We start from the raw sequence: 19,748 nt of genomic DNA, 5'->3' as shown, positions 1-19,748 counted from the left end.
CACCAGCGGCCCGGCAAAGCCGGTTCCGCGGTGTTCGCTGGAATGTGCTCCGGGTCATGGTACCATCGTGCACTTCGCCGTGCCACCATGACCCTCACCCAAAGCCTGCTCATCATCGTCCTGCTGATCGCGATGAGCGCGTTCTTCTCCCTTGCCGAAATCACGCTGGCCGCCTCGCGGCGCCTGCGCCTGCGCCAGATGGCCGACGAGGGCGATGCGCGGGCCGAGCGCGTGCTGCGCGTGCAGGAGCAGCCGGGCCACTACTTCACCGTGGTGCAGATCGGCCTCAACGCGGTGGCGATCCTCGGCGGCGTGGTCGGCGAGGGCTCGCTCAGCCCCTACTTCGCGCGCTTCCTCGAAGGCTGGATGAGCGTGGAAGCCTCGGCCAACGTGGCCTTCCTGTGCTCGTTCGTGATCGTCATCGCGGTGTTCCTGGTGTTCGCCGACCTGTTCCCCAAGCGCCTGGGCATGAGCGACCCCGAGCGCATCGCGGTTCGCATGGTGGGGCCGATGATGGTGCTGATCACCGCCTTCAAGCCGCTGGTGTGGTTCTTCACGCGCTCCACCGACATGCTCTTCAAGCTGCTGGGCATGCCGCTGGTGCGCGACGACAAGATCACCTCGGCCGACATCCTGGCCATGACCGAGGCCGGTGCGCGCGCGGGCGTGCTCGCGGTGCGCGAGCAGCAGGTGATCGCCAACGTGTTCGAACTCGACACGCGGCTGGTCAGCAGCGTGATGACGGTGCGCGACAACATCGCCTGGTTCCTGCACGACGACCCCGAATCTGTGCTGCGGGCGCGCATCGTGGCCGAGCCTTTTTCGGCCTACCCGGTGTGCGACGGCGACATCGACCATGTGCTCGGCTATGTCGACGCCAAGGAGATGTTCCAGCGCGTGCTCAGCGGCCAGCCGCTGGCCTTCGACCAGGGCCTCACGCTGCACAAGGCGCTGGTCATTCCCGACCGGCTCACGCTCACCGAGGTGCTCGAGCAGTTCCAGCAGGCGCACGAAGACTTCGCGATCGTGGTCAACGAATACAGCCTGGTGGTGGGCGTGATCACGCTCAACGACGTGATGAGCACGGTGATGGGCGACCTCGTCTCCATGCCCGACGAGGAACAGATCGTGAAGCGCGACGAGAACTCGTGGCTGATCGACGGCGTCACGCCGATCCAGGACGTGCAGCGCGCGCTGCACATCGACGAGATGCCGCACCCGGACGACTACGAAACGCTGGCCGGCTTCCTGATGGTGATGCTGCGGCGGGTGCCCAAGCGCACCGACAGCGTGAGCTGGGGCGGCTACACCTTCGAGGTGATGGACGTCGACAGCTACCGCATCGACCAGGTGATGGTCACGAAAACCTAGCTCGCCCTCAGGCGGCCGAGCGGTCGCGGTCCACGAAGGTCCAGAGGCGCTGGTTCGCGAACACAGCGTTGGGATAAGGCGCCTTGCCGCGGCTGCCGTTGTAGCGCCCGAGGGTCATGTACAGGTCGCCGTTCTCGCGGTCGAGATAGTGGCGCAGGATCACGCAGCCGAAGCGCAGGTTGGTCTGCATGTGGAACAGCTTGGCCGGGTCGCTGTCGCCGATCACGCGGGTCCAGAACGGCATGACCTGCATGTAGCCGCGCGCACCGGCGCTGGACACCGCGAACTTGCGGAAGTTGCTCTCGACCTGGATCAGCCCGAGCACCAGGCTCACGTCCAGGCCCGAGCGCTTGGCTTCATACCAGGCGGTCTGCAGGAATTCCTTGCGCGTGGGCCAGTCGGCAATCTTCTTCTTGAGGCGCTCGCTCATCTCGCCCAGCCAGCGCAGGTAGGTCAGGCGGGCCTCGGTGCTCGAGAACTCGGGCACCGGCGGCGCCTTGTTGTGCACGGCCGAACTCAGCGCGGTGCGCACCGAGTCGATCAGCGGCTCCTCGATCTGCGCGCCGGCGTGCGCGGCCTGCGGCAGCGACAGCGCGGCCAGGGCGCCCGCCGCCGCGGCGCCGCCCACCAGGCACCGGCGCCGCGAGAGGCCGCCCTCCAGGCTCATTGCGCGAACTTGCCGGCGATGAATTCGGCGATGCCCGCGGCGGGCACCTTGGTGGCTGCCGTGTCGCGGCGGTGCTGGTATTCGAGCTGGCCTTCCTTCAGGCCGCGGTCGGAAATGACCACGCGGTGCGGCACGCCGATCAGTTCCCAGTCGGCGAACATCGCGCCCGGGCGCTCGCCGCGGTCGTCCAGCAGCACGTCGACGCCGGCCGCGAGCAGCTGCTCGTACAGCGCTTCGGCCGCCACCTTGACCTCGGGGCTGCGGTCCATGCCGATCGGGCAGACCACCACCGTGAACGGCGCCAGCGCGTCGGGCCAGATGATGCCGCGCTCGTCGTGGTTCTGCTCGATGGCGGCGGCCGGCAGGCGCGTGATGCCGATGCCGTAGCAGCCCATCTCGAGGAACTGCGGCTTGCCGGCTTCGTCCAGGTAGGTGGCGCTCATGTCCTTGCTGTACTTGGTGCCGAGCACGAACACGTGGCCCACCTCGATGCCGCGCTCGATCGCGAGCACGCCCTTGCCGTCGGGCGAGGCGTCGCCCGCCACCACGTTGCGCAGGTCGGCCACCAGTTCGGGCTCGGGCAGGTCGCGGCCCCAGTTGACGCCGGTCATGTGGAAGTCGACCTCGTTGGCGCCGGTGATCCAGTCGGCCATGACCATCACCTCGCGGTCGGCCACGAGCCTGACGGGCTTCTTGAGGTTCAGCGGGCCGAGGTAGCCGGGCTTGCAGCCGAAGTGGTCGTCGATCTCGGCCAGCGTCGCGAAGCGGAAGCCCTTGTCCAGGCCCGGCACCTTGCCGACCTTGATCTCGTTCATGTCGTGGTCGCCGCGCAGGAGCAGCAGCCAGACTTGCGAACCCTTCGGGTTGCCGGCCTCGTCGAGGATGTCCGTTGCCAGCACCAGCGACTTGACGGTGGTCGAGAGCGGCACGCCGAGCAGTTCGGCCACGGCTGCGCAGGTGCTCTTGCCCGGGGTGGGCGTCTTCTCGAGCGCCTTGGCCGCCGCGGGGCGCGGGCCGGCCGGAGCGAGCGCCTCGGCCTTCTCCATGTTGGCCGCGTAGTCGCTGCCGGGGCAGTAGACGATGGCGTCTTCGCCGGTGGCGGCAATCACCTGGAACTCTTCGCTCAGGTCGCCGCCGATGGCGCCGCTGTCGGCCGCCACCGCGCGGTAGCGCAGGCCGAAGCGGTCGAAGATGCGGCGGTAGGCATCGGCCATGGCCTGGTAGCTGGCCTTGGCCGCATCCAGGTCGCGGTCGAAGCTGTAGGCGTCCTTCATGATGAATTCGCGCCCGCGCATCAGGCCGAAGCGCGGACGGCGCTCGTCGCGGAACTTGGTCTGGATCTGGTAGAAATTCTTCGGCAGCTGCTTGTAGCTGCGGATTTCCTGGCGCGCGATGTCGGTCACCACCTCTTCGCTGGTGGGCTGGACCACGAAGTCGCGGTCGTGCCGGTCCTTGATGCGCAGCAGCTCGGGGCCCATCTTGTCGAAGCGGCCGGTCTCCTGCCAGAACTCGGCCGGCTGCACCACGGGCATCGTGAGCTCGACCGCGCCGGCGCGGTTCATTTCCTCGCGCACGATCGCCTCGACCTTGCGGATCACGCGCAGCCCCATCGGCATGTAGGTGTAGATGCCCGTGCCGAGCTTCTTGATCATGCCCGCGCGCATCATGAGCCGATGGCTCGCGACCTCGGCGTCAGCGGGCGCTTCCTTGAGGGTGGAGACAAAAAATCGGGAAGCTTTCATCGGGATCGCGCTGGTGGATTTAAGAATCTTGGGGAAGACGGATGCCGGCGGAGAGACCTCCGGGAACCCGCGGGCCTCGAACTGGCCGCTTGCCGTGTGCAACCCGGCATGCATAATCGACTCAGTTCAAAAATTGGGGTTTGATTATGCTCGACCGGGACGGCTTCAGGCCCAACGTCGGCATCATCCTGCTCAACCAGAGAAACCAGGTTTTCTGGGGCAAACGCATACGCACGCATTCCTGGCAGTTTCCGCAAGGCGGCATCGACCGCGGCGAAAGTCCCGAGCAAGCCATGTTCCGGGAACTGCACGAGGAAGTCGGACTCCATCCGGAGCACGTGCGCATCGTGGCCCGTACCCGTGACTGGTTGCGCTACGAGGTGCCGGATCGGTTCATTCGCCGTGACGCACGGGGCCACTACAAGGGCCAGAAGCAAATCTGGTATTTGCTGCAATTGATCGGTCACGACTGGGATCTGAACCTGCGCGCGACCGACCACCCCGAATTCGACGCCTGGCGATGGCACGACTACTGGGTGCCGCTCGATGTGGTCGTCGAATTCAAACGCGGCGTCTACGAGATGGCACTGACCGAGCTTGCTCGCTACCTGCCGCGGCAGGATTTCCGCAACCGCTTCCTGCGCAGCAACGTGCGCGCCCGGGAGTTCGAGCGCCACATGCCAGACGGCGGCGCGCCCGCGGGGCTGGACCTGCCGCCCGGCGGCAGTTTCGATCCACATCCCGACATTACTTCTGCGAGCGATGACCCTTCCCCTCCTCCCCACAACAAAGCGCCCTTCCTTCCGTCGCAGCGCTGAGGGCGCCCTGCTCGCCGTGTGCCTGGCCCTGCTGGCCGGATGCGCATCGGGCCCGCACGACACGGACAACCCCGACTGGGCGCAGGCCGGCCTGCCGCCGCCGCCCAAGCGCTATGAGACCGATGCCGAATGGAAGGAAAGCGAAGCGCCTCCGCCGCCGGCCTTCGACGTCAAGCGCCTCGAGCCGATCGCAATGCCGCCCTACATGTCGCTGAAGTTCGGCGTCGATCCGGCCACCATCACGATCACCGGCGACGGCGTGGTGCGCTACGTGGTGGTCGCCACCAGCCGCAGCGGCGGGGACGCGGCGCTGAACGCTTTCTACGAGGGCGTGCGCTGCTCGACCGACGAGGTGAAGAGCTACGCGCGATTCAACAACGGCGCCTGGAGCAAGGTCGAACGGTCCGAGTGGAAGAGCTTCCGCGACCTGAACTCGAGCTACGCCAGGCAGCTGGCGCAGCAGGGCCTGTGCCGCGGCCATGCGCCCCGCGTCTCGGTCAAGGACATGGTCACCAACATGCGGGACCCGGCGCGCCAGCTGCAATAAGGCAAGGCGGCAGAACGATCGAACGGGGCCTCCTTGAAGGCCCCGTTTTCCATTCCGGCCCGGCCTCAGCCGCGCATCAGCACCATGTTGTCGCGGTGGACCATTTCCGGCTCCGCCACATAGCCCAGCAGCCGCTCGAATTCCGACGAGGGCTTGCGGCACAAAAGCCGGGCCTCCACGCTCGAGTAGTTGGCCAGGCCGCGGGCGAGTTCCACGCCGTCGGCGTCGCGCACGGCGATCACGTCGCCGCGCGAAAACTCGCCCGAGACGCCCGTCATGCCGATCGGCAGCAGGCTCTTGCCCTCGGCGCGCACCTTGGCGGCCGCGCCGGCATCGACGGTGACCGCGCCGCGCAGCTGCAGGTGGTCGGCCATCCAGCGCTTGCGCGCCTGGTGCTTGGCCGTCTGCGCCACCAGCAGCGTGCCGATGGATTCGCCGCGCACGAGGCGCAGCAGGGCATCGGGCTCGCGGCCCCAGGCGATCACGGTGGAGGCGCCCGAGCCGGCCGCGCGCTTGGCAGCGAGGATCTTGGTGATCATGCCGCCGCGGCCGAGGCTGGAGCCCGCCCCGCCCGCCATGGCTTCGAGCGCCGGGTCGCCGGCCGCGGCCTCGTGCACGAACTTGGCCTGCGGGTCCTTGCGCGGATCGGCCGTGTAGAGGCCCTTCTGGTCCGTGAGGATCACCAGCGCATCGGCTTCGACCAGATTGGCCACAAGCGCGCCGAGCGTGTCGTTGTCGCCGAACTTGATCTCGTCGTTGACGACGGTGTCGTTCTCGTTGATGACCGGCACCACGCCCAGCCCGAGCAGCGTGACGAGCGTCGAGCGCGCATTGAGGTAGCGCTCGCGGTCGGCCAGGTCGGCATGGGTCAGCAGTACCTGGGCGCTGCCGATCCGGTTCTCGCGCAGCTTGGTCTCGTACATCTGGGCCAGGCCCATCTGCCCGACGGCCGCGGCGGCCTGCAGTTCATGCACCTCGTGCGGCCGCGTGCGCCAGCCCAGGCGCTTCATGCCTTCGGCAATGGCGCCGCTGGACACCATGACCACCTCGCGGCCGCCCTGCACCAGCACCGCCAGCTGCCGGCACCATTCGCCGATGGCGGCTTCATCGAGACCGCGCCCCTCGTTGGTCACGAGGCTGGAGCCTACCTTGACGACGATACGGCGGGCATCCCGCAAGGCAGTGGATCCGGAGTTCGAGGTCATGGAGGGGCGTGGCGGTCGTGAATGCGGGGTGCGGAGCGTCAGGAGGAGGAGGAGGAAGAAGTATCGGGCGGCAGCTCGACGAAGCGCGGATCGACCTCGACCGGCACATGTTCAGCCGCCTGCTGCGCCTTGACCTGCTGGTACACGGCCTGCACCAGGTGCTCGCAGCCTTCGCGCGTGAGCGCGGAGATCTCGAACACCGGGCCCTTGAAGCGCAGGCGCTTGACGAAGTCCTTCACGCGCGCGGCGCGCTCGTCGGCGGGCACCATGTCCAGCTTGTTGAGCACCAGCCAGCGCGGCTTTTCATAGAGCGCGGCGTCGTACTTCTTGAGCTCGCCGACGATGGCCTTGGCCTGGGCGACCGGATCGACCGCATCGTCGAACGGCGCCATGTCGATCACGTGCAGCAAGAGCCGCGTGCGCTGCAGGTGGCGCAGGAACAGGTGGCCGAGGCCCGCGCCTTCGGATGCGCCTTCGATCAGGCCCGGCAGGTCGGCCACCACGAAGCTCTGCTCCGGGCCGACGCGCACGACACCGAGGTTCGGGTGCAGCGTGGTGAAGGGATAGTCGGCGATGCGCGGGCGCGCGTTCGAGATGGCGCTGATCAGGGTCGACTTGCCCGCGTTGGGCATGCCCAACAGGCCGACGTCGGCGAGCACCTTGAGCTCGAGCTTGAGGCTCTTCTTCTCGCCCGGCCAGCCCGGGGTCTTCTGGCGCGGCGCGCGGTTGATCGCGCTCTTGAAGCGCATGTTGCCGAAGCCGCCGTCGCCGCCCTTGGCGATGGTGACGACCTCGCCTTCCTTCAGCAGCTCGTACAGCACTTCGCCGGTTTCGGCGTCGCTGATGATGGTGCCGACCGGCATCTTCAGCAGGATGTCGTCGCCCGCGGCACCGAACATGTCGGAGCCCATGCCGTGCTCGCCGCGCCTGGCCTCGTGGCGGCGCGAATAGCGGAAGTCGACCAGGGTGTTGAGGTTGGAATCGGCCACCGCGTAGACGTGGCCGCCGCGGCCGCCGTCGCCGCCGTTGGGGCCGCCGAATTCCTTGTATTTTTCATGACGGAACGACACGCAGCCGTTGCCGCCATCGCCTGCGGCGATGTCGATGAAGGCTTCGTCGACGAACTTCATGGGGTATCCAGTGTACAAATGAAGAAGCCCCGACAAAGCGGGGCTTCGAGCTGATCGAAGTGACTCAGGCTTATGCCGGGGTCACGTTGACCATGTGCTTGTTCAGTGCGCCCTTGACACCGAACGACACGTGGCCGTCCACCAGTGCAAACAGCGTGTGGTCCTTGCCCACGCCGACGTTCACGCCGGGGTGGAACTGGGTGCCGCGCTGGCGCACGATGATCGAGCCTGCGCTGATCAGTTCGCCGCCGAAGGCCTTCACACCGAGCATCTTGGGCTTGGAATCGCGCCCGTTTCGCGTTGAGCCGCCGCCTTTTTTCTGTGCCATGGAATCTGCTCCTTAGCCAGCGATCGCGCCGATTTGCAGTTCCGTGAACTGCTGGCGATGGCCTTGACGTTTCTGATAGTGCTTGCGACGGCGCATCTTGAAGATGCCGACCTTGTCGTGCTTGCCGTGCGACAGTACCGTGACTGTCACCGTTGCGCCGGACACCAGGGGCGTACCGATCTTGATTTCGCTGCCGTTGCCGACTGCAAGAACCTGATCGATCACGATTTCCTGGCCTACATCCGCAGCAATCTGTTCTACTTTAATTTTTTCGCCGGAAGCAACGCGATACTGCTTGCCGCCGGTTTTTATGACCGCGTACATGTGAACCTCTTAAGGAATGAGCTCTACGGCGAATTCCGCAGAGCCCAAGATTCTAGCACGGTTTGCACGCGCTAACATGGTTTGAGCCAAGGCGCCGCCGGGACGGCGCGCGCTCCTCCCTATAATCTGCGCCTTCCGGCCTCGTGCCGCTGTCACTTTCGCATTCAGACGCGCCGCGCGCAAACGCCTTGCCAGTCCACGCCGCCGATACCTCCCCCACCGCCACCGTGCTGGATTTGATCGCCGGCGACATGGTCGAAGTCGACCGTGTGATCGCGCAGCGCCTCGACACGGGCGTGCCCCTGGTCAGCCAGGTGTCGAAGTACATCATCTCCGCGGGCGGCAAACGCCTGCGCCCGGCGCTGCTGCTGCTCATGTCGGGCGCGCTCGGCTACACGGGCGAGCAGCGCTTCAACCTGGCGGCGGTGGTGGAGTTCATCCACACGGCCACCCTGCTGCACGACGACGTGGTCGACGAATCGACCCTGCGGCGCGGGCGCCCGACCGCCAACGAATCGTTCGGCAACCCGGCCAGCGTGCTGGTCGGCGACTTCCTCTATTCGCGCGCCTTCCAGATGATGTTGGATGCAAACAACATGCGCATCATGCAGATCCTGGCCGAGGCGACCAACGTGATCGCGGAAGGTGAAGTGCTCCAGCTGATGAACATGCACGACGCCACGCTGGACGAATCCGCCTACCTGCGCGTGATCCGCTCCAAGACCGCCAAGCTGTTCGAGGCCAGCACGCGGCTCGCCGCCGTGCTGGCGGGCGCCACGCCCGAAGTTGAGGAAGCCTGCGCCACCTACGGCCAGGCCCTGGGCACGGCTTTCCAGGTGATCGACGACGTGCTCGACTACGCCGGCGACGCACACGAAACGGGCAAGAACGTGGGCGACGACCTGCGCGAAGGCAAGACCACGCTGCCGCTGATCTTCGCCATGCGTCGCGGCAGCCCCGCGCAGGCGACGCTGGTGCGTGCGGCCATCGAGGCCGGCGACACCGCCCAGCTGGGCAAGATCGTCGAAATCGTCCACGCCACGGGCGCCCTGGAAGCCTCGCGCGCCGCCGCAGCCGACGAGGCAAAACGCGCGATTCACGCATTGCGCGACTTCCCGTCCAATTTGCATGCCGACGGTTTGCTACAATTGGCGGCTCAGTTGCTTGAGCGACGTGCCTGAACACCTCACAAGAGTTGGCAAGGACGAATTCTCTTTTTTTGCAACCAATCGGGGTGTAGCTTAGCCTGGTAGAGCGCTACGTTCGGGACGTAGAGGCCGGAGGTTCGAATCCTCTCACCCCGACCAGCCTTTGGCTGGCACAAATAATGCCCGTGCCTGTTGCTGCGTAGCGATTTACAGGGACGGGTGGTTCAGCGATGATCGTGAAGCACTTTTTCACATCTCTTGCAATTCGCTGAATGGCTGCTGCCGAACTTCCTGTTAAAGAAAACACGCAAATCGCCCTCCCGGGCCTTGCGCGTGCCTTGGTCTCGGCCGGCAAGCTTCCTGCGAAGACCGCGGAAGACATCTACCAAAAGTCGCTGAGCGGCCGCACCAGCTTCATTGCCGAGCTGACCGGCAGCGGCGCCGTCTCGGCCGCCGACCTCGCCCACACGCTGTCCAGCGCCTTCGGCGCGCCGCTGCTGGACCTGGACGCCATCGACCACCAGCGCCTGCCCAAGGACCTGCTCGACCCGAAGCTGTGCCACGCCTACCGGATCGTGGTTCTCAGCAAGCGCAACAACCGTCTCATCGTTGCAACGGCCGACCCTTCGGACCAGCAGGCGGTGGAAAAGATCAAGTTCGCCTCCCAGATGGGCGTGGACTGGGTCATTGCCGAATACGACAAGCTCTCGCGCATGATCGAAGCCGCCGCGGTCACTGCGGCGGAAACCATCAACAGCATCGTCGGCGCCGAGTTCGAGTTCGACGACGTCTCGGCGGACACCTCGGGCGATGCCAACGAACAGGCCATCGCCGAGGTCGAGGACGCGCCGGTCGTGCGCTTCCTGCACAAGATGCTGCTCGACGGTGTCAGCATGCGGGCCTCGGACATCCACTTCGAGCCCTACGAGCACAACTACCGGGTGCGCTTTCGCATCGACGGCGAGCTGCGCGAGATCGCGAGCCCGCCCACGCTCATCAAGGACAAGCTGGCCTCGCGCATCAAGGTCATCTCGCGGCTCGACATTTCGGAGAAGCGCGTGCCGCAGGACGGCCGCATGAAGCTCAAGATCGGGCCCGACCGCGTGATCGACTTCCGCGTCAGCACGCTGCCCACGCTGTTCGGCGAGAAGATCGTGATCCGTATCCTGGACCCGAGCAGCGCGCGCCTGGGCATCGACGCACTGGGCTACGACGCCGACGAAAAGGAGCGCCTGCTGCATGCGATCGGCCGCCCCTATGGCATGGTGCTGGTGACGGGCCCCACGGGTTCGGGCAAGACGGTGTCGCTCTACACCTGCCTGAACCTGCTGAACCAGCCCGGCGTCAACATCGCCACGGCGGAAGACCCGTCCGAAATCAACCTGCCCGGCGTGAACCAGGTGAACGTCAACGAGCGCGCCGGGCTCACCTTCGCGGCGGCGCTGCGCGCCTTCCTGCGGCAGGATCCCGACATCATCATGGTCGGCGAAATCCGCGACCTCGAAACCGCCGACATCTCGATCAAGGCCGCGCAGACGGGCCACCTGGTGCTCTCGACGCTGCACACCAACGACGCGCCGACCACGCTCACGCGCATGCGCAACATGGGCATTGCGCCGTTCAACATTGCCTCCAGCGTGATCCTGATCACGGCGCAGCGGCTCGCGCGGCGCCTGTGCCACGTATGCCGCGCGCCGGCCGACATGCCGCGCCAGGCGCTGCTGGATGCGGGCTTCAAGGAAGAACAGCTCGACGGTACCTGGAAGCCCTATCGGCCGGTCGGCTGCGCGGCGTGCAGCAACGGCTACAAGGGCCGGGTCGGCATCTACCAGGTGATGCCGATCTCGGAAGCCATCCAGGCGATCATCCTGCGCGACGGCAGCGCACTCGACATCGCACGCCAGTCCGAGGCCGAGGGCGTGCGCTCGCTGCGGCAATCGGGCCTGCGAAAAGTCATGCAAGGGCTCACCTCACTCGAAGAAGTGGTGGCGGTCACCAACGAATAACGAACACACTGCAAGAAATCGGAGATCGAATGGCAACAGTGGCATCCACCCGCACCTCGAACACGCTCAAGGAATTTGTCTACGAGTGGGAGGGCAAGGACCGCAACGGCAAGCTGGTGCGCGGCGAGCTCCGGGCCGCCGGCGAGAACCAGGTGCAGGCCGCCCTGCGGCGCCAGGGCGTCCTGGCGTCCAAGATCAAGAAGCGCCGCATGCGCTCGGGCAAGAGCATCAAGCCCAAGGACATCGCGATCTTCACGCGCCAGCTGGCAACCATGATGAAGGCCGGCGTGCCGCTGCTGCAGTCCTTCGACATCGTGGGCCGCGGCAATGCGAACCCGAGCGTGGCCAAGCTGCTCAACGACATCCGCAGCGACGTGGAAACCGGCACCTCGCTGTCGTCCGCCTTCCGCAAGTTTCCGAAGTACTTCGACAACCTCTACTGCAACCTGGTGGAAGCCGGCGAAGCGGCCGGTATCCTGGAAGACCTGCTGGACCGCCTGGCCACCTACATGGAAAAGACCGAGGCCATCAAGTCGAAGATCAAGTCGGCGCTGATGTATCCCACCTCCGTGGTGGTGGTCGCGTTCGTGGTGGTGGCCATCATCATGATCTTCGTGATTCCGGCCTTCAAGCAGGTGTTCACCTCGTTCGGCGCCGACCTGCCCGCGCCCACGCTGTTCGTGATGGCCATGAGCGAATTCTTCGTCTCCTACTGGTGGCTGATCTTCGGCGTGGTCGGCGGCGGCACCTACTTCTTCCTGCAGGCCTGGAAGCGCAACGAACGCGTGCAGCGGGTCATGGACCGCGCGCTGCTGCGCGTGCCGATCTTCGGTACGCTGATCGAGAAGTCGTGCGTGGCCCGCTGGACCCGCACCCTTGCGACCATGTTCGCGGCCGGCGTTCCGCTGGTCGAGGCGCTCGACTCGGTGGGCGGCGCCTCGGGCAACACCGTCTACGGCGACGCCACGGCCAAGATCCAGCAGGAAGTCTCGACCGGCACCAGCCTCACGACGGCCATGACCAACGTCAACCTGTTCCCCTCGATGGTGATCCAGATGACGGCCATCGGCGAGGAGTCCGGCTCGATCGACCACATGCTCGGCAAGGCCGCCGACTTCTACGAGTCCGAGGTGGACGACATGGTGGCCGGCCTCTCGAGCCTGATGGAGCCCATCATCATCGTGTTCCTGGGCGTGATCATCGGCGGCATCGTGGTGTCGATGTACCTGCCGATCTTCAAGTTGGGCCAGGTCGTTTGATGCTGGTGTCGCAGGAGTTCGACGCCGCATTGGCCGGCGTCCTCGGGTTGCTGGTCGGCAGTTTTCTCAACGTGGTGATCTACCGCACCCCGGTCATGATGTACCGGGGCTGGCTGGCCGATGCCGTGGCCAACCTGATGTCGTCCAAGGACGTCCCGTCGCTCTGGACGTTGGTGTTCGGGCCGAAGGCGCAGCCGCCGGCCGGCCTCGAGGCGGCGGCGGACAAGGCGGCCGTGGCCATCGAGGCGCTGCCGCCCTTCGACCTCGCCCGCCCGGCCTCGCGCTGCGGCGCCTGCGGCCACCGGATCCGCTGGTACCAGAACATCCCGGTGCTGAGCTACCTGGTGCTGCGGGGCCGCTGCGCCGCCTGCGGCACGTCCATCAGCCCGCGCTATCCGCTGGTGGAACTGGTGACCGGCGCGCTGTTCGCGCTGTGCGCCTACCGCTTCGGCCTCACGCCCACCGGCGCGCTCTGGGCAGCGTTCGCGGCCTTCCTGATCTGCCAGTTCCTGATCGACTTCGACACCCAGTTCCTGCCCGACGCGCTCAACTATCCGCTGCTGTGGCTCGGGCTCGTTGGCGCGGCCATGGGCTGGACCGGCACCGCGCTGAGCTCGGCGGTCTGGGGCGCCGTCTTCGGCTACCTGAGCCTGTGGCTTGTGTACCATGGCTATCGCCTGGCCACGGGCAAGGAAGGCATGGGATATGGCGACTTCAAACTGCTGGCGGCGCTCGGCGCCTGGCTCGGGGCCGACTACCTCATTGCCATCATCCTGGTCTCATCGCTGGTGGGCGCCGTGATCGGCCTCACGCTGCGCCTTGTCGGGAAGCTGGCGCACAAGGACATTCCGATGGCCTTCGGTCCCTTTCTTGCCGGTGCCGGCCTGGTCTGCCTGGTGGCGGGCCCGGAGCTCGTGAGGCAATGGATTCCCTTCGCCTTCCCGCTCGGCGCATTCGCCCGCTGAGGAGCGCGTGATGCGGCGCATCGGCCTCACGGGCGGCATCGGAAGCGGCAAGAGCACGGTCGCGGCCCTGCTGGTCGCCGAAGGCGCCGTGCTGGTCGACACCGACGCCATCGCACGCCGCATCGCGCAGCCCGCGGGCATCGCGATGCCCGCCCTCGAGGCCGCCTTCGGCCGCGGCGTCATCGCGGCGGACGGCGGGCTCGACCGCGCGGCGATGCGGCAGCTCGCGTTCGCCGACCACAGCGCCAAAAAGCGCCTCGAATCGATCCTGCATCCGCTGATCGGTGCCGAGACCGAACGCATGGCCTCCAACGCCGGCCCCGACGCGGTGGTGGTCTTCGACGTGCCGCTCTTGGTCGAATCCGGCCGCTGGCGGGCCCGGGTCGACCGCGTGCTGGTGGTCGATGCCACCGAGCAAACGCAGCTGCGGCGCGTGGTGGCGCGCTCCGGCTGGACGCCCGAGGCGGTGCGCGCGGTGATCGCCCAGCAGGCGCCGCGCGGGCTGCGCAGGGCGGCCGCGGACGCGGTCATTTTCAACGAGTCGCTCTCGCTGGAGGAACTCGCTGCAGAGGTCCGGAGTCTCTGGAAGCGGTGGGTTCCGCCCGGCACGCGATAATCCGAGACTGGCCGCCAGAGCGGCCGCACAACGACCAAGACAAAAAAGGCGCTCGCCGGAGTGCCCTCACCTCCTGCGATGCTTTTCAATTCGTATCCCTTCATTTTTGTCTTCTTCCCGCTGGTACTGATCGGGTTCTTCCTGATCGGCAAGCGCAACGCCCGGTCCGCCGCGGGCTTTCTCGCCCTGGCCTCGCTGTTCTTCTACGGCTGGTGGAGCGTCAAGGCGCTGCCGCTGCTGGTGGCGTCGATCTGCATCAACTACTGGTTCGGGCTGCGCCTGTCGCCCGCGCCGGAGCGGGACGACCGCAAGCGCAAGTCGCTGCTGGTGCTGGCGCTGGTGGTCAACCTGGGCGTGCTCGCGGTCTTCAAGTACGCCAACTTCTTCGTCTCGAACGTGAACGACGGGCTGGCCGCGGCGGGCCTGTCGCAGATCCCGCTGCTGCACATCGTGCTGCCGATCGGCATCTCGTTCTACACCTTCACGCAGATCGCCTTCCTGGTCGACTGCTGGCAAGGCAAGGTGCATGAGCGCAGCTTCATCCACTACGTGCTGTTCGTCACCTACTTTCCGCACCTGATCGCGGGCCCGGTGCTGCACCACGCGCAGATGATGCCGCAGTTCGCCAATGCGGCCACCTACCGGTTCGACCCCAACAAGGTGGCGCTCGGCATTGCGATCTTCACCTTCGGCCTCGCCAAGAAGCTGCTGATCGCCGACCCGGTGGGCCAGTACGCCGACATGATGTTCAACGGCGTGCACAAGGGCATCGAGCCCACGCTCTACACCGCATGGTTCGGCGCGCTCGCCTACACGCTGCAGATCTATTTCGACTTCTCGGGCTATTCGGACATGGCGGTCGGCCTGTCGCTGTGCCTGGGCGTGCAGCTTCCGCTGAATTTCCGCTCGCCCTACAAGTCGACCAACATCATCGAATTCTGGCGGCGCTGGCACATCTCGCTGTCGAACTTCCTGCGCGACTATCTCTACGTGCCGCTGGGCGGCAACCGCAAGGGCCCGGCGCGGCGCTACCTGAACCTGTTCCTCACGATGCTGCTGGGCGGCCTCTGGCACGGCGCCGCCTGGACCTTCGTGATCTGGGGCGCGCTGCACGGCGTGTTCCTGATGATCAACCACCTCTGGAACGCCAAGGTGCGCCGCAACATTCCGGCGGGGCCGGTCGCGCACGTGCTGGGCTGGTTGCTGACCTTCCTGTGCGTGGTGCTGGCCTGGATCGTGTTCCGCGCCGACGGCCTGCACACGGCCATGGCCATCTACAAGGGCATGCTCGGCCTGCATGGCGCACCGCCTTCCGCGTTCAGCGAGCTGGGGCCGGTTCCGTTCCGCAAGCCCGAGTTCTTCCAGACCATGCTCGTGGGCATCGTGATCTGCCTCGCATTGCCGCCGACGATCACGCTCGAGCGCTGGATTCCCCACCCGAAGGCGGTGGCGGGGCAGCGCGTCATGGCCTGGTGCTCCTCGGCCGTGCTGGCCATCGGTACCTTCGCGCTCTTCGCCTGGTGCGTCTCGAAGCTGGGCAACTACAGCCCGTTCCTCTACTTCCAATTCTGATTCGACATGACGACGCCCGCGAAAGTCTGGCTGCGGTTCTTCCTGACCGGCTACATCGTCCTGATGGTGCTGTGGATCGTTTCGCTCACCAGCCCCGTGCCTTACGGCGACCTCACGCGGATCGGCCGCCTGTCCGAGCGCGAATTCGGCTGGACCGCCCCGCCGCCCAAGGTGGACCCTGCCTACCTCAAGGGCACGCCCGTGGACCAGGCCGACATCATGGTGATCGGCGACAGCTTCTCCATGACCTTCCGCTGGCAGTCGGTGCTCACCAGGGCCGGCTACCGCGTCTCGACCACCTACTGGGGCCAGTACGAGAACGCGCTGTGCAGCGACTTCGACCAGTGGGTCGAGCGCACGGGCTTCAAGGGCAAGCTGATCATCATCGAGAGCGTGGAACGCCTGTTCGGCGACCGTACCAAGGACAGCATGAAGTGCCAGAAGATGATCCGGCCCTACGACGCCATGGACCATCCGCTGATCACGCCCGACGAGACCGTGCCGAGCCCCGCGCCCAACTGGAACGTGCAGTTCCTGACCGGCATCACGACCTACTACAACACCTGGAAAGCGAAAAAGTCTGCAACAGACATCCACTTCGACTGGAACACCTGGGTGCGCCCGGTGCCCGATGGTTGCAAGCTCTTTTCGCATCGCTCATGCGACAAGATGCCCTTTTTCGCTGAAGATGACGACAATGGGCCGCTGACCCTTGCGCACCTGGAATGGATGAAGAATTTCACAAAGGCGCACAGCAAGCTTCCTATCATGTGGATGGTGATTCCCAACAAGACCACCGTGTACCTGAAGCCCGACTACTCGAAGGATTTCGAAGCCGGGTTCCGCACGTCCGGGCTGCCAGGACCGGATCTCTTTGCGTTCACGCGCGAAAAGCACACGCAGATCCGGGACTTCTATTTCTCGAACGACACCCACATGTCCATGCATGGCCAGCTCGCGCTGGGAGAACGCATGCTGGCGGCCGTGCGCGAGGTGGTGCCGACGCCTCCCTCGAAATCGCCCTGAAGCTATGATGGCTCGACAGGAAAGCTATAGAACCGCGTGATCCTCTACGAGTACCCCTTCAACGAGCGCATCCGCACCTATCTGCGGCTGGAGCACCTGTTCCGCCGCCTCGGGGAGCTGGTGCCCTCGGAGTCCGCGCTCTCGCACCACTACGCGCTGGTCACGATCTTCGAGATCATGGATGTCGCCGCGCGCGCCGACCTCAAGGCCGACGTGATGCGCGACCTCGACAAGCACAAGAACGTCTTCAACAGCTACCGCGGCAATCCCGCCATTGCCGAGGCCGTGCTCGACCAGGTGGTCGGCCAGCTCGAACGCAATTTCGCCACGCTCAATGCCGTTGCCGGCAAGGCCGGCCAGTCGCTGACCGAAAACGAATGGCTCATGAGCATTCGCAGCCGCGCAGGCATTCCGGGCGGCACCTGCGAATTCGATTTGCCCGCCTACTACGCGTGGCAGCACCGCAGCGCGGCCAGCCGCCGCGCCGACCTCGAACGCTGGTCGGCCACGCTCTCGCCGCTGGCCGAATCCATCTACCTGCTGCTCAAGCTGCTGCGCGATGCCGACGTGCCCTACAAGGTCATCGCCACCAGCGGACAATTCCAGCAGAACCTGCCGCAGGGGCGCAGCTTCCAGCTGCTGCGCCTGCGCATCGATCCGCAACTGGGGCTGATTCCCGAAATCAGCGGCAACCGGCTCATGGTGTCGGTGCGGATGATGCGGCATGAAGCCGACGACCGCCTGCACCCGAGCAGCGACGACGTCGCATTCGAACTCACGCTCTGCGCCTGAGCCGCCGGCTCGTCTCCAGGGCGCGCACCGCAGGGCAAGCACGAAGGTTATCCATCCCATCATGAGCGACGTGAACAAGATCGGCGAGCGGATCGTCCGCTGCCCCTCGTGTGGCGGCGACAGTGTCTACGCCGAACGCAACCCCTACCGCCCGTTCTGCAGCGCACGCTGCAAGGGCATCGATTTCGGCGCCTGGGCCAGCGAGGAATTCCGGATGCCGGCCGAAGCGCCGGCCGACGACGAGCCTTTCGGCGATCCGAAGAAAGTCCAGTAGGCGCGCTACGGCTGCGGCGCGAGCAGGATGCGGTCCAGATAGTCCGCATGGCCGCGCACATAGGCCGGGCGCAGATGCTCCCGGTCCTTGTAGACCGGTGCGTCGTCCGGCGTTGCGCGCAGGCACTGCCCGCCGGTGCAAAGCCGGGCCATCACATCGATGGGCTCCGCGCCACTCGCCCGCGCCAGCGCCTTGAGCTGCTCGTTGAGCTGCGCCTGGTCCGGCGGCAGGGGCGCCGTGGGCGTGCTGTGCAGCGCCACCATCCGGCCCATGCGGCTGCCTTCGATGAGGCGCCGCGGCTCGAACTCGGGGCCGCTGGCGTTGTCCAGCAGCAGGTAGACCTTCTTCTTTTGCCGCACCAGTTCGGCCAGCAGTTTCTCGAGCGAAGCCAGCGAGCGGCCGAGGCCTTCGCCGCCGTTGTTCACGAGGTACGCCGCATCGCCTTCGCGAAAGTAGAAGGGCAGCGGGAAATTGCCCGTGAAATAGCAGTTCCAGCAGCCGCCCACCACCACCGTGTCGATCCGCGGATCGAGCGCCAGCGCCAGCATCTCGCCGCGCGCCTTTTCGCAGCCCGGGTTGCCTTCGGCGACCATGCCGGGCACCGGCGGGCAGGCGCCATAGGTCGAGAAGTAGGTGGTCGCCATGCGCGCGGGCGCGCTGCCCGCGAGCGCCAGGGCGCGGGGTGCGTACTGCAGGATGTGGCTGTCGCCGATCAGCAGGACCGTGCGCGGCCCGCTGCCCACGCGCTTGACCGGGTAGGCGCCGATCTTCTGCTGCTCGAAGCCGGCGTAGTAGTTGTCGTCCACGGTGGCGTCGGTCACCTTGCGCAGCAGGTCGCTGCCGTTGCGCGGCGGCATGCCGCCCAGCGCCAGCAGGCCGGCCACCGCAATCGCCGTGCTGCCGGCCACCAGCGAACGCAGCATGCCGGCCTGGGCTCGCGCCCGGGTGAAGCGCTCGACGAAGCGATAGGTGAGCCAGGCCAGCGCCACGCTCGCCAGCACCAGGCATGCGCGGATCCACGCCGCCGGCTCGCCCTCTTCCACGATGCGCGCATACACCAGCAAGGGCCAGTGCCACAGGTAGAGCGGATAGCTGATGAGCCCGATCCACACCATCGGCCGGCTCGCGAGCACATGCCTGTTGAGCAGGCCCGCAGGCCCGGCCGCGATGCAGCTTGCCGCGCCCAGCGTGGGCAGCAGCGCCCACCAGCCTGGAAAGGCCTTGTCGCTGCGGGTCATCACGAGCCCGAGCACGATCAGCCCCACGCCCAGGCAGGACTGCAGGTGGCTGCGCCAGGCCGGCGCCTTGCCCGCGGCCTTGAGGCGCATGCAGGCCAGGATGCCGCCCACCATCAGCTCCCAGAAGCGCGAAGCGGGCGAGTAGAAGGCCGCCGTGCGGTAAGGGTGGATGGTCAGCACGTTGACCAGGAACGACACCGCCGCGAGCACCCACAGCAGCCGAAGAATGGGCCAGCGCCGGCGCCAGGCCAGCGCGAGCAGCATGGGCCAGAAGATGTAGAACTGCTCCTCGATGCCCAGCGACCACAGGTGCAGCAGCGGCTTGGTCTCGGCCGCCGTGTCGAAGTACCCGGCCTCGCCCCAGAAGACGAAATTGGCGATGAAGGCCGCGCCGCCCGCTGCCTGCTTGCCGAGTTCGGTGAACTCCCTGGGCAGCAGCGCATACCAGCCGAAGGCGAGCGTGGCCAGCAGCACCAGCGTGAGCGCCGGAAAGATCCGCCGGATGCGCCGCGCATAGAAGTCGCGGTAGCTGAAGTCGCCGGCCGCGTGGCTCTGCATGATGATGGTCGTGATCAGGAAGCCCGAGATCACGAAGAAGATGTCGACCCCGATGAAGCCCCCCGGCAGCGCATCGGGAAACGCATGGAAGGCCAGCACCGAGGCCACCGCCACGGCGCGCAGGCCGTCGATGTCGGGGCGGTACTTGGGGTGCATCATCTG

The 19,748-nt window shown here is 66.3% G+C and carries 19 protein-coding genes and 1 tRNA gene; 13 read left to right on the top strand and 7 right to left on the bottom strand.

The genetic code is table 11. The features are described 5' to 3' along the window. Nucleotides 1–87 precede the first annotated feature (87 nt). The gene (gene paeA / locus VPA02S_RS22235; RefSeq protein ID WP_015866984.1) at nt 88–1,371 is read left to right on the top strand and encodes a polyamine export protein PaeA; all 1,284 of its coding nucleotides are present in this window, start codon (nt 88–90) and stop codon (nt 1,369–1,371) included. 7 nt (nt 1,372–1,378) lie between these two features. Here paeA and VPA02S_RS22230 read toward each other — a convergent pair whose 3' ends face one another. Both VPA02S_RS22230 and VPA02S_RS22225 read right to left on the bottom strand, forming a co-directional pair. Continuing rightward, nucleotides 1,379–2,038, bottom strand: a complete 660-nt coding sequence (locus VPA02S_RS22230; protein WP_015866985.1) for a lytic transglycosylase domain-containing protein — start codon at nt 2,036–2,038, stop codon at nt 1,379–1,381. Further along, entirely contained in the window at nt 2,035–3,780 is a 1,746-nt protein-coding gene (locus VPA02S_RS22225; protein ID WP_062365623.1) for a proline--tRNA ligase, read from the bottom strand. Before VPA02S_RS22225 ends, VPA02S_RS22230 begins: the two co-directional genes overlap by 4 nt. Nucleotides 3,781–3,926: 146 nt before the next feature. On the opposite strand from VPA02S_RS22225, the gene VPA02S_RS22220 reads away from it, so the two are divergent. Both VPA02S_RS22220 and VPA02S_RS22215 read left to right on the top strand, forming a co-directional pair. Further along, nucleotides 3,927–4,598, top strand: a complete 672-nt coding sequence (locus tag VPA02S_RS22220) for an RNA pyrophosphohydrolase (RefSeq protein ID WP_015866987.1) — start codon at nt 3,927–3,929, stop codon at nt 4,596–4,598. A gap of 16 nt (nt 4,599–4,614) precedes the next feature. Next, complete coding sequence (locus VPA02S_RS22215; protein ID WP_015866988.1) at nt 4,615–5,145, top strand: CNP1-like family protein; 531 nt, start codon at nt 4,615–4,617, stop codon at nt 5,143–5,145. A 65-nt stretch (nt 5,146–5,210) separates the two neighbouring features. On the opposite strand, the gene proB is transcribed toward VPA02S_RS22215, so the two are convergent. From proB to rplU, 4 genes are all read right to left on the bottom strand, one after another. Next, the gene (proB, locus tag VPA02S_RS22210; RefSeq protein WP_015866989.1) at nt 5,211–6,350 is read right to left on the bottom strand and encodes a glutamate 5-kinase; all 1,140 of its coding nucleotides are present in this window, start codon (nt 6,348–6,350) and stop codon (nt 5,211–5,213) included. Between the two features lie 38 nt (nt 6,351–6,388). Then, entirely contained in the window at nt 6,389–7,480 is a 1,092-nt protein-coding gene (gene cgtA / locus VPA02S_RS22205; RefSeq protein ID WP_062365622.1) for an Obg family GTPase CgtA, read from the bottom strand. A 70-nt stretch (nt 7,481–7,550) separates the two neighbouring features. Beyond that, nucleotides 7,551–7,808 (bottom strand): 50S ribosomal protein L27, encoded by a 258-nt coding sequence (gene rpmA / locus VPA02S_RS22200; RefSeq protein WP_015866991.1) that lies wholly within the window; start codon nt 7,806–7,808, stop codon nt 7,551–7,553. A gap of 12 nt (nt 7,809–7,820) precedes the next feature. Further along, nucleotides 7,821–8,132, bottom strand: a complete 312-nt coding sequence (gene rplU, locus VPA02S_RS22195; protein ID WP_015866992.1) for a 50S ribosomal protein L21 — start codon at nt 8,130–8,132, stop codon at nt 7,821–7,823. 188 nt (nt 8,133–8,320) lie between these two features. Between rplU and VPA02S_RS22190 the strand changes: the two genes are divergently transcribed. From VPA02S_RS22190 to VPA02S_RS22145, 10 genes are all read left to right on the top strand, one after another. After that, on the top strand, nt 8,321–9,313 hold the full coding sequence (locus tag VPA02S_RS22190; protein WP_021008896.1) for a polyprenyl synthetase family protein: 993 nt from the start codon (nt 8,321–8,323) through the stop codon (nt 9,311–9,313). Nucleotides 9,314–9,362: 49 nt separating this feature from the next. Then, a tRNA-Pro gene (locus VPA02S_RS22185) sits at nt 9,363–9,439 on the top strand. 113 nt (nt 9,440–9,552) lie between these two features. Further along, entirely contained in the window at nt 9,553–11,286 is a 1,734-nt protein-coding gene (gene pilB, locus VPA02S_RS22180; protein ID WP_015866994.1) for a type IV-A pilus assembly ATPase PilB, read from the top strand. Nucleotides 11,287–11,315: 29 nt separating this feature from the next. Next, the gene (locus VPA02S_RS22175) at nt 11,316–12,545 is read left to right on the top strand and encodes a type II secretion system F family protein (RefSeq protein WP_015866995.1); all 1,230 of its coding nucleotides are present in this window, start codon (nt 11,316–11,318) and stop codon (nt 12,543–12,545) included. Next, a complete protein-coding gene (locus VPA02S_RS22170; RefSeq protein WP_062365621.1) occupies nt 12,545–13,510 on the top strand; it encodes a prepilin peptidase in 966 nt (321 codons plus the stop codon). Before VPA02S_RS22175 ends, VPA02S_RS22170 begins: the two co-directional genes overlap by 1 nt. Nucleotides 13,511–13,520: 10 nt before the next feature. After that, nucleotides 13,521–14,126 carry a dephospho-CoA kinase gene (gene coaE, locus VPA02S_RS22165; protein WP_062365620.1) on the top strand — a complete coding sequence of 202 codons (606 nt, stop codon included), beginning with the start codon at nt 13,521–13,523 and terminating at the stop codon, nt 14,124–14,126. Nucleotides 14,127–14,204: 78 nt separating this feature from the next. After that, complete coding sequence (locus VPA02S_RS22160) at nt 14,205–15,698, top strand: MBOAT family O-acyltransferase (RefSeq protein ID WP_062365619.1); 1,494 nt, start codon at nt 14,205–14,207, stop codon at nt 15,696–15,698. Nucleotides 15,699–15,704: 6 nt separating this feature from the next. Next, nucleotides 15,705–16,724 (top strand): alginate O-acetyltransferase AlgX-related protein, encoded by a 1,020-nt coding sequence (locus tag VPA02S_RS22155; RefSeq protein ID WP_015866999.1) that lies wholly within the window; start codon nt 15,705–15,707, stop codon nt 16,722–16,724. A gap of 36 nt (nt 16,725–16,760) precedes the next feature. Beyond that, nucleotides 16,761–17,516 carry a cell division protein ZapD gene (zapD, locus tag VPA02S_RS22150; protein ID WP_015867000.1) on the top strand — a complete coding sequence of 252 codons (756 nt, stop codon included), beginning with the start codon at nt 16,761–16,763 and terminating at the stop codon, nt 17,514–17,516. Between the two features lie 61 nt (nt 17,517–17,577). Then, a complete protein-coding gene (locus VPA02S_RS22145; protein ID WP_015867001.1) occupies nt 17,578–17,790 on the top strand; it encodes a DNA gyrase inhibitor YacG in 213 nt (70 codons plus the stop codon). A 5-nt stretch (nt 17,791–17,795) separates the two neighbouring features. Here the strand turns inward: VPA02S_RS22145 and VPA02S_RS22140 are convergent, their stop codons facing one another. Then, on the bottom strand, nt 17,796–19,745 hold the full coding sequence (locus tag VPA02S_RS22140; RefSeq protein WP_062365618.1) for an acyltransferase family protein: 1,950 nt from the start codon (nt 19,743–19,745) through the stop codon (nt 17,796–17,798). Nucleotides 19,746–19,748 lie beyond the last annotated feature (3 nt).

The organism is Variovorax paradoxus NBRC 15149 (genome assembly GCF_001591365.1).
Classification (GTDB): Bacteria; Pseudomonadota; Gammaproteobacteria; order Burkholderiales; family Burkholderiaceae_C; genus Variovorax; species Variovorax paradoxus.
This window is presented reverse-complemented; position numbering and strand designations above follow the sequence as displayed.